We start from the raw sequence: 14,496 nt of genomic DNA, 5'->3' as shown, positions 1-14,496 counted from the left end.
GAGCGGGGGTGCAGGATCTTGCCGGGGTGCGGAACGGGTGCGGCGGGGTGGCACGGGGGTGCGGTGCCCCGACGATAGACCATCCGGTCGCGCAGCGCAGCGGCCTGATTTCCGGGTGCGGTCCGCCGCTGGTCGGGCGCGAGTCACCGGCGGCAGGAATCACGTCCGATCCGGCGCCGCGCCACCGCCGTCCAGGGGCTAGGCTGACCGGCCAGATCGGACGGTGGCGGTAGCCCGCCACCGGCGGGGCCGTGCGGACGCGTCCGATCCACTAACGTGGGTCGCATCGACGGGCGCACTCGGCGCGGGGAGGAGATGCGCATGCCCGACCATGGGCGTGATCTCGGGGCGGACCTGTTCCGGCTCTACACGATGGCGAAGACGAACCTGCCCGACGTCGCGGCCGAGTACGGTGCCGCCGCCGGTTTCGTGGGCGGCGCCGACGCGGCGGCCGCGTTCACCCGGCCCGCGCAGTTCGGCGGCGCGCAGGGTCCGGCCTACCAGCCGTGGCTGGAGCTGCGCGACACGCTGCGCAGCTTCCTCGCCGACACCGACGAGAACCTCGACGAGACGGCGCGGGCGCTGCTGCTGGCGACCGACGCGTACGCGGGGACCGACTACGCGGCCAAGGTGGAGTTCGAGCGGCTCAAGCGAGAGAGCCGGGTGCCGTGACGGCCACCGGCCCGGGGCACCACGACGCGCGAGGGGGGCGACGGTGAGTTTCGAGCAGCTCATGCAGCACGCGGCCGACATCGGCAACAAGGCGTTCAAGGAGGGGCTCGAGGAGCTGATGGCGCTGAAGTCGCCCAGCTACCTCGCCCAGGAGCAGCCGAAGCTGCTCAACCGCTGCTACGCCGAGGTGCCGGGGCTGTTCCAGCCGTTCAGCCAGATCCCTGATCCCGCGTCGTACGACCCGGCCATCGAGACGCTCAAGCGCGCCCTGGCCAAGCTCAGCACCGGGCAGGACACCCGCGACCCGATCTCCACCAACGGCGGCAGCTACTACGCCAACCCGGTGCTGGACAAGATCAGCGGGTCGGAGGCGTACATCGAGTCGTGGACCGGCAAGGCCGCGATGGAGTTCAAGACCAATTTCATCGACCCGTTCCCGTCCGTGGCCCGCAACCAGTTCATCCTCATCTCCGCGCTGAAGGCCGCGCTGGAGGCCGAGCAGGCCATGTGGGCGGCGGCCCGCAAGGACATCGACCAGATCGCGGAGAACACGCTCAAGGCGCTGGACTGCATGGACGACTGCACGTCCAAGGAGTGGGCGGTCACCTTCACGGCGGCCGCCGCGATCACCGGCATCCTGCTCACCATCCCGACCCTCGGCGGCTCGGCGGCCCTGGCCATCTCGATCTCCACGGTCGGCGCGGCCGCCTGGGTGGCCGCCGCGCTGCCGCCCAGCCCGCCGGAGCTGACCATCAGCGGCGACGAGACCAACGCCGTGCTCGACTCGATGCACACCGCGGTGAACAAGGCCAGCGAGGTGATCAGCGAGACCGAGCAGCGCATCGCCAAGGCGCTGAACAACGTCCTGGACGCCGTCCACGGCAACCGCGACTACTTCGTCGCGCCGCGGCCGGCCCTGGTCGGCGCCGTCCGGCAGACCATCATGAACCCCGAGTACATGGGCTACTCCGACTGAAGGCGGTGCGCAGGTGGGCGAGTTGGGCGACCGGCTCGACGGGCTGCGGGTGAACGTCCGCGCCCCGAACGGCGAGATCACGGCCGAGCTGACCGGCCGGCATGAGCTGCGGCTGGCGTTCGAGCCGGGCTACTACGGCCGTACCTCCGAATCCGAGCTGCAGCAGCAGCTCACGGCGGTCTGCCGGCTGCTGTGGGTGGCCCGCACCCGGGAGGTGGAGGCTGCCGTGAGCGACTCGGGCGGCTGGACCGTGAACCCGGCCAGCGCCCAGGCCCCCGCCGCCCGGGCGTACTTCCAGGGGCTGGACGCGATCGAGGCGCACGGGGCCAGCACCGACGGCAGCGTCGAGGTCGACGCGAAGCAGGGCATGCGGACCTGGGAGGTCCGGGTCAGCCCCGGCACGCTGCGCCGGTGCAGCGAGGCGGAGTTCGTCGCCCGAGCCGCCGAGGCGGCCGACAGCGTGGTGCGCGACCAGCTCGACAAGGTCCGCCGCCTGCGCATCGAGGTGCACCGTCCGGAGCTGCTCGACAACGGCGCGTGACCCGTCCCCGGCGGCCATCGTCGGCGCGGGCTCACACCCCATAGGTTGTATCCACACCCCATGAGGTGTGAGCCCGCGCGCGTCATACCCGGTCGCGGTCAGCCGAGCAGGCGCCGCAGACCCCGTCTGCGGACCGGCTCGGCATCGGCGACCGCTACCACCGGGCTCGCCGCGGACCCGTCCGGCCGCACGGCAGCGGCCGCCGCCGTCAATTCAGCCGCCGTCGATCCGGCCGCTGTCGATCCCGCCGCCGCCAGCGGCACGCGGGCCCGCCCGACCGGCGGCGGAGCCGGTTCGGCCGGCGCGGGGGCGGCGGCGCGAACCGTGACCGGCGCCGTCGGCGGAGCGGCGGCCCCCGTCCCGGCTGACGGGCCGGTCAGTGCCGCGGCCGGCTGGCCCGTCGGCGCCGCGGCCGGCTGGCCGGTCAGTGCCGCAGCCGACTGGCCGATCGGCGCCGCAGCCGACTGGCCGGTGACCGGGCAGGTCGTCGGTCGGGGTGCCGCGGCGGACTCGGTGCGCTGGGCCGGCACCTGCGGCACCGGCTGCGGCTGCCACGGGCAGCGGGCGGCGCGGTCGAGGTAGAAGTTCGGCCGCTGGTCCGCCTCCGGGTAGTACTGGTGGAAGATCGGGCTCAGCCCGCCCGACAGCGGCGGCACCAGCCAGCTCCAGTCGCCCGGGGTCTCCCGCCCGGCCTTGCGCTCCCGCTCCACATGGGTCAGGAACAGCTTCGACTCGCTGTGGTGGTCGGTCATCCGCACCCCGGACCGCTCGAACGACCACAGCACCGCCCGGTTGAGCTCCAGCAGCGCCCGGTCCCGCCACAGCGTCGTCTCGCTGCTGGTGTCCAGGCCCAGCCGCGCCGCGATGACCGGGATCTGGTCGTACCGGTCGGCGTCGGCGAGGTTGCGCGCGCCGATCTCGGTGCCCATGTACCACCCCGAGAACGGCGCCAGCGGATAGTCGACCCCGCCGATGGACAGCCGCATGTTCGAGATCGCCGGTACGGCGTGCCAGCGCAGTCCTAGCTCGGCGAACCAGCTGTACTCCGGGTGCGCCAGCGGCACCTCCAGCACCGCCGACTCGGGCAGCTCGAACAGGCGCGGCTGCCCGTCGCCGGTCTGCAGCACGATCGGCAGCAGGTCGAAGGCGCTGCCCTTGCCGGTCCAGCCCAGCTTGGCCACCTCGGCGGTGAACTGCTCGTACTGCGGGTCGCCGACCAGGGAACCGTCCTTGCGGTGCCCGGCGTACCGGATGAGCTGGTCGTTCCATACCCGCGTGATCGGGCGGCCGGGGACCGACTGGCCGAAGATCGAGATGGTGGCGCGCAGCCTGCCCCGGGTGTGCCCGTCGCCGGTGGCCAGGTGCAGGTGGCTGACGAGGTCCGCGAAGATCTGGTCCTCGCCCCGGTGGGTACGCCGGTCCAGCACGCTCAGGCTGCGCCAGTACACCCGGCCGATGCAGCGGCTGGCGTTGCGCCAGGCCATCCGGGCCCCGTGCACCAGCTCGGTATGGGTGTGCGTGTACGTGCCCAGCGCGTCGATCTGCTCGCGCGCCGCCGCCAGCCGGGGCTCGACCGGCCCCAGTTTCGGCAGCTCGGCGTAGCAGGCGCGGAGGAAGTCCTCGGCTTCGGCGAAGTCGACGGGCCGGTCCGGGTCCCACTCGGTCGGCGGAGCGTCACGGTATCCGACCGGCGGCGTGTGAGGGGCGCTCATGAGTGAATGCTCGACCGGCCACGAGCAGGACGGTCGCACAATGTGTGCGACCGCCTACGCGGATGACCGTCGGCTATCGCAGCACAGCGAACTCACTCACCGGGATGGTGGCGCTCAGCAGGGTGCCGTCGCGGTCGAGGCGGGACGGGTCCGGCAGCCGCCGCATGGTGCGCAGCATGGCGTCGTTGTCGGCGTGGGTGTGCAGGGTGACCGAGCGGAACCCGGACGGCCCGGCCAGCCCGACCAGGCGCCGCAGCAGCGCAGTGCCGATGCCGCGGCGCTGCCAGCCGTCCTCGACCAGCAGCGCGATCTCGGCCGTCTCACCCTCGCCGATCAGGCTCGCCACGGCCACCACGTGCGGGCGGCCGGCGGCACCGGCGGTCTCGGCGACCATGGTGCAGCCGCGCGCCGGGGTGAGCAGCCGCGCCAGCCGGCTGCGGCCCGGCCCCCGGGTGCCGCAGAGATAGCGCAGGTAGAGGCTGCGCTCGCCGCAGCGGCCGTGCATGTCGTCGACGGCGGCCAGGTCGTGCGCGCCGGCCGGGCGCAGGGCGACCTCGGTGCCGTCGGGCAGCAGCATCGTCGCGGCGGCCAGGCGCCGGGTCAGCGCGGCCCGGCACACCTCGACCAGCGCCTGCGCGCGGGCGAACTCGGCCGGGGTGAACGCCGGGGCGAGCCGGGTGGCGACCAGCGAGCCGCCGTCGCTGCACGGGTCGGGCAGCCGCATGGTGCTGTCGGAGTGCCCGCTGGCGGTGGCCCCGCCCTGCTCGCGGCGGACGAGGCTGCCGCCGAGCAGCGAGGTCAGCGCGGCGGGCAGCGACTCGGGGTCGGCGGCCAGGCGGGCGGCCAGGGTCAGCGCCTGGGTGGGCGGGTCGATCAGGCCGTACGCGTCGGTGCGGCTGACCCACGCGTCCCGGCCCCGGCCGCGCTCGATGGCGGCCAGCAGCTCGGCCTCGGTCATCGCGTCGGGGGTGTCGACGACCAGGTCGTCGACGGCACCGGACTCGGTCGTGAGCACCTGGACGGCGAGGATGTTGACCGAGCGCAGCGCCAGGCTCGCCGTCAGCACCGCCAGAAAACCGGGACGATCGTCGACGGTCGCCCGTACCCGCCACAGCGCCATGACCCGCTCCTCTCGCACCGGCGGGGCACCCGGTCTGGGCGGCCTCCGGCGTCAGGAACCCAGCGTGCGCGCGCCGTGTTTCCAGGCGGTTACACGCCTTTATCAAGATCTAACTATGCCCGAGGTCACAGGTTACGGCGCGCGAAAGCAGGTCAGACCGCCGAAGCGGGCTCCTCCAGCGGCCGGTCGCCCGCGGCGCGGGGCGTGGGCGCCTTGGCGCTGTCGAGGCGGTCGCCGACGATCACGGCGGCGGCGCGCACCAGCTGCGCGACCCGGTCGACCTCGGTGGCGTGGAACGCGGCCACGGGCAGGTCGTCGTCGGCCGAACGGGCCACCACCAGCACCAGGCCGGCCCGACCGAACGGCGCCAGCGCGTAGCGGGTGCCGTCGGAGCCGGTCATCGCCCGCGCCCGCAGCGGCGTCACCTCGGGCAGCCGCAGCTGCTGCGGGGCGCGCCAGCTCGCGTACAGCACCGGCGGGACGGCGGCCTTGGCCTGGCGCAGCGCACCGAGCACGAGCGCGTCGTCGACGCCCTGGCGCACCTCGACCCCGACCGAGGAGCCGCTGCGCACGGCCCAGTCGTCGGGCACCCGGATCGCCATGGCCCAGTCGGCGGCCAGCAGCGCCGGGACGGTGTCGACCAGGGTGGCCAGGCCCTCGTTCGGGTTCGCGGCGACCTGGGTGAGCAGTTCGGCGTCGAAGGCGCCCGCGACCGGCGCGCCGATGGCCCGCCAGATGCCGTCCACCCGCACCCCGGGCATCGCGCTCAGCCCGGCGCGCAGCCGCTCGACCCCGGCGCCGCCCGGCCAGACCACGGTGAAGTCGTCGATCGCCCGGCCGCCGAGGCGCTCCAGCACCACGACCTGGACGATGTCCGCACCGGCGACGCCGAGCGTGCGGGCGACCTGCCCGAGCGAGCCCGGACGGTCGGGCAGAGCGACGCGAACCCTCAGCAACATGGCGGCTCCCCTCCGGACGAGCGGCGCGCAAGCGCCGGAACTCTGCCAGAGCTTGCCCTATAACCGTTTCGTACGTATTGCGGCGCCGTATCCGCCCGGAAGAATCCCGCTCAGTGAGAAGCCCAGGTCAGCGCCGCCTCTACAGAGCAGCGCCGCCATTGCCGCCACCCGACCCCGGACATCGTAACAGCGACGACCGTGGATGTCTTAACCCGCCCGTCACCGGGCGGACCACCATCCTCCACGCCGCTTCAAACCCGCGTCAACCGCGGGTCCACCGGATGGATTAGGCCGAGTTGCGGTGCACGAGGTGGGTGTCGAGGAGGATGTGGTTGGGCTCCTCCTCGCCGCGGATGCGCGACAGCAGCAGCCGGGCCATGTGCCGGCCCATGTCCTCGACCGGCTGGTAGACCGTGGTCAGCGGCGGCTCGGTCTGGCGGGCCACCGGCGAGTCCTCGAAGCCGACGACGGCCACGTCCTCCGGCACCCGGCGACCGGCGTCGCGCAGCGCGCGGATGGCGCCGGCGGCCATCAGGTCGGAGGCGACGAAGACCGCGTCCAGGTCGGGGCGGCGGGCCAGCAGCCGGCGCATCGCCTCGACGCCGCTGTACTCGCTGAAGTCGCCGAACTCGATCAGCGGCTCGGCCGCGGCGCTCTGCACCCCGGCGCGGTAGCCGACCAGGCGGTCCACGCCCACGCCGAGGTCCTGCGGCCCGGCGATGGTGGCGACCCGGCGGCGACCGGCGTTGAGCAGGTACTCCACCGCGATCCGGGCGCCGTTGACGTTGTCCATGTCGACGTAGGAGATCTGCTGGTCGATGCTGACCGGGCGGCCGCCGAGCACGGCGGGCAGGCCGCGCTGGCGCAGCAGCTGCGGCAGCGGGTCGGTCTCGTGCAGCGAGAGCAGCAGTACGCCGTCGACGTGCTGGCTGGTCAGGTGGTGCTCGATGCGCTGGCGCTCGGCGGGCGACTGGGCCATGGCCAGCCAGAGCTGCAGCGAGGTGTCGGCCAGGGCCGAGGAGACGCCGCGCACGATGCCGGCGAAGAACGGCTCGGCGAAGACCCGCTCCTGCGACTCGGACACGACCAGGGCGACCGAGTCGGTGCGCTGGGTGACCAGGGCGCGGGCGGCCCGGTTCGGCACGTAGCCGAGTTCCTTGATCGCCTCCTGGACCGCGCTGCGGGCCTCGGGGCTGACCTGCGGCGAGCCGTTGACGACGCGCGAGACCGTGCCGCGGCCCACTCCGGCCAGCGCGGCGACCTCGTCCAGCGTCGGTCTGCCGGCAGACCTGGTGCGCTGCGTCGTCATGGCTGCTCCTTATTCATGTCTAGCCGGTCCGGGGGCCGCTGTTCACGGCCCCCGGGCCGCTGTCTTCAGGCGGCGAGGCCGCCGCGCCGGATCACGTCCGCGTACCAGTGTGCACTGGTCTTGGGCGTGCGAACCTGGGTGTCATAGTCGACATGGACGATGCCGAACCGCCGCGAGTAGCCCCAGGCCCACTCGTAGTTGTCAAGCAGCGACCACGCGAAGTATCCACGCAGTGGCACCCCAGCCGCCATCGCCTGGTGGCACGCCTTCAGATGTGCGTCCAGGTAGGCTACGCGATCCGGGTCGGGAACGCTCCCATCGGGCGCCACCCGGTCGTCGTACGCGGCACCGTTCTCGGTGATGTACATCGGGACCGGGCCGTAGTCGCGGTGCGTGCTGGTCAGCAGGTCGACCAGGCCGTCCGGGTCCACCTCCCAGCCCATCTCCGTCACCGGCAGGTCACGAGTCAGGAATCGGACATGACCGCTGCCCGGCCACGCCGACGCCGCGCGCCAGTGCGACTGCGGCAGGCCGTCGTCGGCCGGAGCCGCCACGATCTGCCGGGTGTAGTAGTTCACGCCGAGCATGCTCACCGGCTGGTTGATCACCGCGAGGTCGCCGGAGTGCACGAAGCCCCAGTCGGTCACCTCGGTCGTGTCGGCCACCAGGTCGGCCGGGTACTCGCCGCGGAAGATCGGGTCCAGGAAGACCCGGTTGCCGACGCCGTCGATGCGGCGCACCGCGTCGCGGTCCTCCGGGGAGTCCGTGTACGGCGCCAGCGAGTGCAGGTTCAGCGTGATGCCGATCTGCCGGTCGGGCACGGCGGCGCGGATCGCCTGGACGGCCAGGCCGTGACCCAGGTTGAGGTGGTGCGCCGCCGCCAGCGCGGCCGCCCCGTCGGTGCGGCCCGGGGCGTGCACGCCCGAGCCGTACCCCAGGAAGGCGCTGCACCACGGCTCGTTGTGCGTGGTCCAGAACTTGACCCGGTCGCCGAGGGCGTCGTGCACCAGCCCGGCGTACTCGGCGAAGCGGTAGGCGGTGTCGCGGGCGGGCCAGCCGCCGGCGTCCTCGAGCTCCTGCGGCAGGTCCCAGTGGTACAGGGTCAGCCACGGCTCGATGCCCTTGCTGAGCAGGTCGTCCACCAGGCCCCGGTAGAAGTCCAGGCCCTTCTGGTTCGCCGGGCCGCGGCCCCCGGGCTGCACCCGGGGCCACGCCACGGAGAAGCGGTACGACCGCAGCCCCAGCTCGGACATGAGACGGACGTCGTCGGCCCTGCGGTGGTAGTGGTCGCAGGCTACGTCGCCGTTGTCCCCGTTGAGCACCTTGCCCGGCGTACGGGCGAAGGTGTCCCACACCGACGCGGTGCGCCCGTCCTCGAAGGCGGCGCCCTCGATCTGGTAGGAGGCGGTGGCCGCCCCCCAGAGGAAGTCCGGGGGGAAGGCCACGGCCGGGGCGGCGAGCTGGGGGTGTTGCTGAGTGGTCACGCTTTTACTGCACCTTCCATGATGCCGCCGATGATCTGGCGACCGAAAACGACGAAGACGAGCAGCAGCGGCACAGTCGCCACCGCGGTCGCCGCGAACACCTGCGCGTAGTCGGTGTAGTACGCCGACGACAGCAGCGCCAGCGACACCTGCACGGTGGGCGTGTCCGAGTCGAGGATGGCGTACGGCCACAGGAACGAGTTCCAGGTGTCCATGAACGTCAGCAGGCCCAGCACACCGGCGGCGGGGCGCAGCGCCGGCGCCACGACGCTCCAGAAGATGCGGAACGTGCCGCACCCGTCGACGCGGGCGGCCTCGATCAGCTCGTCGGAGATGGCCGAGCTCGCGTACTGGCGCATCATGAACACGCCGAACGCGGTCACCATGAACGGCACGATGACGGCCTGCAGGGTCGCACCCCAGCCCCAGTCCTGCATCATGCCGTACAGCGGGATGATGGCCAGCTGCGTGGGCACCATCATGGTTCCGACGATAGCCAGCAGCAGGATGTTGCGGCCCTTGAACCGCAGCTTGGCGAAGGCGAACCCGGCCAGCGCGGAGAAGAACACCACGCTGAGCGTCACCGCGCAGGAGACGATCACCGAGTTGATCAGGCCGTACAGGAACGCGGCGTGCTCGTTGTCCAGCACCCGGCCGAAGTTGTCGCCGAAGTCGCCGCCGGGGCTGAACGGCGGCGGGACCGCGTTGATGACCTCCAGCTTGCGGGTGGCCACGATGAACATGAAGTAGAACGGGAACAGGGAGAGCAGGGACGCCAGGATCAGGGCGCCGTACGTCAGCGGACTGGCCTGCCACAGCCTTTTCGAACCAGTGGACATGTCAGCTCCTCACTTGACCGAGCGGCGGATCAGCAGGTAGTTCACGCCGGACACGAGAATGATCATGATGAACAGGGCCCAGGCGATCGCGGAGCCGTAGCCGAACTGAAGGTCGTTGAAGCCCTTCTCGTACATGTACATCGCGATGGTCTGGAATTCGCGCTGCGCGCCGCCCAGGATCCGGCCGTCGCCGAAGATCACCGGCTCGGTGAACAGCTGCAGGCCGCCGATGGTGGACACGGTGACCACGAAGATCAGCGTGGGACGCAGCTGCGGCATGGTGATCGACCAGAACTGGCGCCACTTGCCGGCGCCGTCCAGCGACGCGGACTCGTAGATGTCCTTCGGGATCGCCTGCATCGCGGCCAGCAGGATCAGCGTGTTGTACCCGGTCCAGCGCCAGTCGACCATGGTGGCGATCGCGGTCCAGGAGCTCCAGGTCTGGCCCTTCCAGTCGATCGCGTCGACGCCGAAGAACCCGAGCACCCAGTTGACCAGGCCGAAGTCGCGGCGGAACAGCACCGCGAACACGATCGCGACCGCCGCCACCGACGTGACGTTCGGCGCGACGATCATCAGGCGGAAGAACATGCGCCCGCGCATGTTCTGGTTGAGCAGGTTGGCCAGGAACAGCGCGCCGAGCAGCTGCGGAACGGTGGCCAGCAGGAAGATGCCGAAGGTGTTCTTGACGGCGTTCCAGAAGTATTCGTCGCCCATCAGGGCGGTGAAGTTGTCCAGGCCGGTGAACGTGTGGTCACCGATCAGGTTCCAGTCGTACAGCGCCATCCGGGCGGTCTGCAGCACCGGGTAGATGCCGAAGACGGCGAAGAGGATGAAGAACGGCGCGACGTAGATGTACGGCGAGTACTTGATGTCCCAGCGCGAAAGCCTGAAGCGGCGGCTGCTGGGGGCTCGGTGGGTATCCGGCTTGACCAGCTGAGGCGGCGCGGGAGGTGCCGAGAGGCTCATGGTGATTCCCTTGCTCGTGACTGCACAGGAGGCGGTGAACAGACCCGGTGGCGCTCGGGATGAGCGCCACCGGGGCCGCTGTGCGGTTCAACTCAGATCAGAACGCGCCCTGGACCTTCGCGTCCTTGATCGCCTGGTCCCAGGCCGCCTGGGCGGACAGGCGTCCGGCCTCGTAGGCCTGCAGCGCGGGCTCGAACGCCCGCTCCTTCACCGAGGAGTGCTTCGGGCCGATGGTGACCGGCTTGAGGGTCTTGGCACCCTCACCGAAGATCTTGCCGACCGGCGCGTTGTTGAAGTACGCGTTCTGGTACGCCTGGAAGTCGGCGTTGTCCAGCGCCTTCAGGTTCGACGGCAGCGGGCCCTTGGCCTTGAACGCGGCAACCTGGCTGTCGGCGTTGGTCAGGAACGCGGCCAGCTCGGCGGCCTCCTTCGGGTGCTTGCTCTGGGTCGGCACGGACAGCCAGGAGCCGCCCCAGTTGCCACCGCCGCCGGGAACCGCGGCGACGTCCCACTTGCCCTTGTTCGCGGCGCCCGAGTTCTGCTCGATGATGCCGAGCATCCACGACGGGCACAGGGTCGCGGCGAAGGTGCCCTGCTGGAAACCGGCCTGCCACTCGGCGGACCAGGTGTTGGTCTTGGCGGTCACCTTGGCGTCGGCCAGCTTGACGGCCAGGTCCCACGACTGCTTCACGGCCGGGCTGGTGTCAGCCACGACGTTGAAGTCCTTGTCGTAGAACAGGTCGCCACCGACCTGCGACAGGCTCGCGCTGAACGCGGTCGTCACGGTGTCGAGCAGGCCCTTGCCGGTCTTGGTCCGGTACTGCTGGCCGACCTCGATGAACTTGTCCCACGTCGGCCACAGGGCCGAGACCGCGTCGCGGTCGGCCGGGAAGCCGGCGGCCTCGAGCAGGTCCTTGCGGTAGCACATGGCCAGGCCGCCCACGTCGGTCGGCAGACCGAGGAGCTTGCCGTCGGAGGTCTTGCCGATCTCGTACTTCCACGGCAGGTAGTCGGCCGACTTGTCGCCGACGTACTGCGAGAGGTCCACCCAGTTGGCCGCGTTGGCCTTGAACTCGGTGATGATGCCCTCTTCGAGGGCGACCACGTCGCCGGCGCCCTTGTTGGTGGCCAGGTAGCGGACGAGCTTCGGCCGGTAGTCACCCAGCTGAGCGGTCTTGCGCAGCTCGATCTTGATGCCGGGGTGCGACTGCTCGTACTGCTTCACCAGGTCGTCGTAGCCGAACTCACCGAAGTGGTCGACCACGAGCTTGATCTCACCGGGAGTGCTCGGCTCGTCGTTCTTCTTGGTGCACGCCGTGAGACCGCCAATGGCGGTGATCGCGGCGATTGCAGCCACCGCGAAAGTGCGGCGGCGCGGGGTGACGCCCATCCTGACCCCTCTCAGGTCGTCGAATGTGCAGGTGGGGGCTGTTGCTTAAGGTTCAACACCGCCCTGATCTGTGGCCTGGACCACAGAGTCCGGGAGCGCTCCCATGAGATTGCCGTCAGGTTACGCAGGTGTCAAGAGGACTGATGGGAGCGTTCCCATTCTGTTACCTATGTCACTGCATGATCATCCGCGCGCACGCTGCGCGTTTTCGCAACCGCCGTGTTGCGGGGCCACTTTTATTCGTACGAAGGGTCATCTGATGCTCGCCCGTTCGTCCGATACGCTCCCTGCATGGCCGGATCGCGCAAGGTCACCCCCGACGAGCTGCAGGGCGGGGCTATCAAGCTGCCCGAGCGCCGGTACGACCCGGTCCGGCAGATCCGCCGCCGCGTCCTGCTCGGCCTCGGCATCCTCGCCACCGTCATGGTGCTGGTCATGGCCGACCGAGCCGGCTACAAGGACAACTCCGACGGGCAGATGAGCTGGCTCGACGCGCTCTACTACGCCACCGTCACCCTGTCGACCACCGGCTACGGCGACATCGTGCCGGTCAGCCCGAGCGCCCGGCTGGTCAACGCCGTCTTCATCACCCCGCTGCGCATCGCGTTCGTCGCCATCCTGGTCGGCACCGCCTTCGAAGTGCTGACCAGGCGCTACCGCGACCAGCGCCGCCGCGACCGCTGGAGGAGAGACTTGCACGACCACACCGTCGTCATCGGATACGGCACCAAGGGCGTCAACGCCATCAAGCAGCTGCGCGCCACCGGCCTCACCCCGGACCGCATCGTCGTCGTCGACGCCCGCCAGGAGTACGTCGACGAGGCCAACCGCGACGGATACGCCGCCGTGCTCGGCGACGCCACCCGCGACGCGGTGCTCCGGCAGGCCTGCGTACCCACCGCCGCCCGGGTCATCATCGCCGCCAACCGCGACGACACCGCCGTACTGGCCACCCTCAGCGCACGCCAGCTCAACCCCACCTGCCTGGTCGCCGCCTCCGTCCGCGAGGCCGAGAACGAGCCGCTGCTGCTGCGCTCCGGCGCCGACGCGGTGATCACCTCCTCGGCCGCCGCCGGGCGGCTGCTCGGGGTCGCCGCGCAGTCGCCGCTGGTCGGGGAGGTCTTCGCGGACCTGCTCGTACACGGCGACGGGCTGGAACTGTCCGAGCGGCCGGTCCGCGCCGAGGAGGTCGGCAAGGCGCCGCGCGCCTGCCCCGAGCCGGTGGTCGCCGTGCTCCGGCAGGGCCGGGCGCTACCGTATCCACAGGTCAGCACGCTGGCCGAGGGTGACCGGGTGGTCGTCGTGGGCAGCCGCCCGCGCGGCGCGGCGGCTCCGGAGGAGAGCGCCGTCATCACGTCCGTTGAACCGGACCGGCCGTGAGCGACCCGGCTCCGTAGCCGAGGGGGTAGCGATGATCTGCAAGGAATGCCGGGAGCAGCGCCACGACCGCTGCCGCGGCGGCACCTGGTGCGACTGCCAGCACCGCCCCGCCGAACCCACACCCCCGGTCACCGGCCCCCCAGGCGAGTAACCGCACCCACCCCTCGGCCACCCACGACCGCACCCCACCGCGCGACCGCGCCCGCCCCACGGCCGCGCCCTCGGCGCGGCGCCGCCGCGTGGCCGCGCCCAGCCCACGGCCGCGCCCACCGCGCGGCGGCGGCCATGATCACTACACTTTCTCGGAAAGTGCACTCATCCAGCTCAAGATTCGGGCGCTTTCCCCGAAACTGCAGTCGATGAGGGGCGGAGGGGCGCGGGTGCGGTCTGCGGCCGAGGTTTCTGACGGCGAGCTGGCGGCGTGGTACGGGCGGGCGGATCGGCCGTGGCTGCGGGCGAACTTCGTCGCCAGCGCGGACGGGGCGGTGGCGGTCGGCGGGATGTCGACCGGGCTGTCCGGCGCGCAGGACCGGCGGCTGCTGAAGCTGCTGCGGATGCTCTGCGACGGGCTGCTGGTGGGGGCCAACACGCTGCGGGTGGAGCAGTACCGGCCGCTGACCCTGGACGCCGACCGCAGGAGGTGGCGGGAGGAGCGCGGGCTGGCGGCGTACCCCCGGCTGGTGGTGGTCTCCGGCTCGCTCGACCTCGACCCGGACCTGCCCGCGCTGGCCCAGGCCCCGGTCCGGCCGCTGGTGCTGACCAGCCCGGACGCGCCCACGGCCCGGCGGGACCGGCTCGCCGGAGTGGCGGACGTCGTGGCCGCGCCCGACCTGCGCGCCGGATTGGCGCTGCTGCGGACGCGGGGGCTGGACCAGCTGCTGTGCGAGGGCGGGCCGAGCCTGCTCGGGTCGCTGACCGCCGACGACCTGGTGGACGAGCTGTGCCTGACCGTATCTCCGCTGCTCGCGGGCGCCGGCGCCGGCCGCATCACCGCCGGGGCCCCGCATCCCCCGCGCACGCTCGCCCACGTCCACACCCACACCGACCCCGAAGGCTTCCTCTACCTGCGCCACACCCGCCCCGAAGCCCCGACCTCCTGACCGCAGCACGTGATCTCCTCAGCGAGATCGCCCGTTGCGGTCATT

The 14,496-nt window shown here is 71.6% G+C and carries 13 protein-coding genes; 5 read left to right on the top strand and 8 right to left on the bottom strand.

The window, feature by feature from the left end; translation table 11 throughout:
• The first annotated feature begins 321 nt into the window (after window positions 1–321).
• Genes QEZ54_RS13515 through QEZ54_RS13505 form a run of 3 tightly spaced genes read left to right on the top strand, consistent with a single transcriptional unit; the run spans window position 322 to window position 2,189 of the window.
• The gene (locus tag QEZ54_RS13515) at window positions 322–672 is read left to right on the top strand and encodes a hypothetical protein (RefSeq protein ID WP_281304920.1); all 351 of its coding nucleotides are present in this window, start codon (window positions 322–324) and stop codon (window positions 670–672) included.
• 43 nt (window positions 673–715) lie between these two features.
• Window positions 716–1,648, top strand: a complete 933-nt coding sequence (locus QEZ54_RS13510; protein WP_281304919.1) for a hypothetical protein — start codon at window positions 716–718, stop codon at window positions 1,646–1,648.
• 13 nt (window positions 1,649–1,661) lie between these two features.
• Window positions 1,662–2,189, top strand: coding sequence for a hypothetical protein (locus tag QEZ54_RS13505; RefSeq protein ID WP_281304918.1), 528 nt, complete (start codon window positions 1,662–1,664; stop codon window positions 2,187–2,189).
• A gap of 98 nt (window positions 2,190–2,287) precedes the next feature.
• On the opposite strand, the gene QEZ54_RS13500 is transcribed toward QEZ54_RS13505, so the two are convergent.
• The 8 genes from QEZ54_RS13500 to QEZ54_RS13465 all read right to left on the bottom strand — a co-directional run bounded on the left by QEZ54_RS13500 (window position 2,288) and on the right by QEZ54_RS13465 (window position 11,971).
• Window positions 2,288–3,901: a nitric oxide synthase oxygenase gene (locus tag QEZ54_RS13500; RefSeq protein ID WP_281304917.1), complete on the bottom strand. Its 1,614-nt coding sequence runs from the start codon at window positions 3,899–3,901 to the stop codon at window positions 2,288–2,290.
• A 73-nt stretch (window positions 3,902–3,974) separates the two neighbouring features.
• The gene (locus QEZ54_RS13495; protein WP_281304916.1) at window positions 3,975–5,021 is read right to left on the bottom strand and encodes a GNAT family N-acetyltransferase; all 1,047 of its coding nucleotides are present in this window, start codon (window positions 5,019–5,021) and stop codon (window positions 3,975–3,977) included.
• A 152-nt stretch (window positions 5,022–5,173) separates the two neighbouring features.
• The gene (locus QEZ54_RS13490) at window positions 5,174–5,980 is read right to left on the bottom strand and encodes an amino acid-binding protein (RefSeq protein ID WP_281304915.1); all 807 of its coding nucleotides are present in this window, start codon (window positions 5,978–5,980) and stop codon (window positions 5,174–5,176) included.
• A gap of 286 nt (window positions 5,981–6,266) precedes the next feature.
• Window positions 6,267–7,289: a LacI family DNA-binding transcriptional regulator gene (locus QEZ54_RS13485; protein WP_281304914.1), complete on the bottom strand. Its 1,023-nt coding sequence runs from the start codon at window positions 7,287–7,289 to the stop codon at window positions 6,267–6,269.
• A 65-nt stretch (window positions 7,290–7,354) separates the two neighbouring features.
• On the bottom strand, window positions 7,355–8,773 hold the full coding sequence (locus QEZ54_RS13480) for a GH1 family beta-glucosidase (RefSeq protein ID WP_281304913.1): 1,419 nt from the start codon (window positions 8,771–8,773) through the stop codon (window positions 7,355–7,357).
• Complete coding sequence (locus tag QEZ54_RS13475) at window positions 8,770–9,612, bottom strand: carbohydrate ABC transporter permease (protein WP_281304912.1); 843 nt, start codon at window positions 9,610–9,612, stop codon at window positions 8,770–8,772. The genes QEZ54_RS13480 and QEZ54_RS13475 overlap by 4 nt, the downstream gene beginning before the upstream one ends.
• A 9-nt stretch (window positions 9,613–9,621) precedes the next feature.
• Complete coding sequence (locus tag QEZ54_RS13470; protein WP_281304911.1) at window positions 9,622–10,581, bottom strand: sugar ABC transporter permease; 960 nt, start codon at window positions 10,579–10,581, stop codon at window positions 9,622–9,624.
• 97 nt (window positions 10,582–10,678) lie between these two features.
• On the bottom strand, window positions 10,679–11,971 hold the full coding sequence (locus tag QEZ54_RS13465; protein WP_281304910.1) for an extracellular solute-binding protein: 1,293 nt from the start codon (window positions 11,969–11,971) through the stop codon (window positions 10,679–10,681).
• 291 nt (window positions 11,972–12,262) lie between these two features.
• Here QEZ54_RS13465 and QEZ54_RS13460 point away from each other — a divergent pair, with 291 nt between their 5' ends.
• Window positions 12,263–13,351: a potassium channel family protein gene (locus tag QEZ54_RS13460; RefSeq protein WP_281304909.1), complete on the top strand. Its 1,089-nt coding sequence runs from the start codon at window positions 12,263–12,265 to the stop codon at window positions 13,349–13,351.
• Window positions 13,352–13,710: 359 nt separating this feature from the next.
• Complete coding sequence (locus tag QEZ54_RS13455) at window positions 13,711–14,451, top strand: pyrimidine reductase family protein (RefSeq protein WP_281304908.1); 741 nt, start codon at window positions 13,711–13,713, stop codon at window positions 14,449–14,451.
• The last annotated feature ends 45 nt before the right edge of the window (window positions 14,452–14,496 follow it).

This window comes from Catellatospora sp. KI3, assembly GCF_029948125.1.
Taxonomy (GTDB): domain Bacteria; phylum Actinomycetota; class Actinomycetes; order Mycobacteriales; family Micromonosporaceae; genus Catellatospora.
Note: the sequence above shows the minus strand (reverse complement) of the source record. Positions and strands in the feature narration are given on the sequence as shown.